Raw genomic sequence first — 264 nt, forward strand, 5'->3', positions numbered from 1 at the left:
ACTCAATACCATGATAATCTTCATCTGTTGCACTGGCTTTATCAGCGAGCACGTATTTGGTATTAAAGACATTCAAGCCTTTATTTTCCATCGCACCCATATTGAAAAAATCAACTGCAACAATCATATAAATATCAAGATCATACTCTAAATTAAAACGTGACTCATCCCAAGCCATCGCTTTTTTAAGCGACGTCATAGCATGCTCTGTTTTAGGTAAGTTTCCTTTATCGACAAATAACGCTAGGGTGACATCCTTACCAC

The 264-nt window shown here is 37.1% G+C and carries 1 protein-coding gene; it reads right to left on the minus strand.

Annotated elements, in window-relative coordinates:
* A partial coding sequence (locus tag AAEY78_RS13575; RefSeq protein ID WP_352339856.1) for a M1 family aminopeptidase occupies positions 1-199 on the minus strand: 199 nt, incomplete at its 3' end.
* Positions 200-264: the final 65 nt, after the last annotated feature.

Source organism: Psychrobacter sp. 16-MNA-CIBAN-0192 (assembly GCF_040309565.1).
Lineage (GTDB): Bacteria > Pseudomonadota > Gammaproteobacteria > Pseudomonadales > Moraxellaceae > Psychrobacter.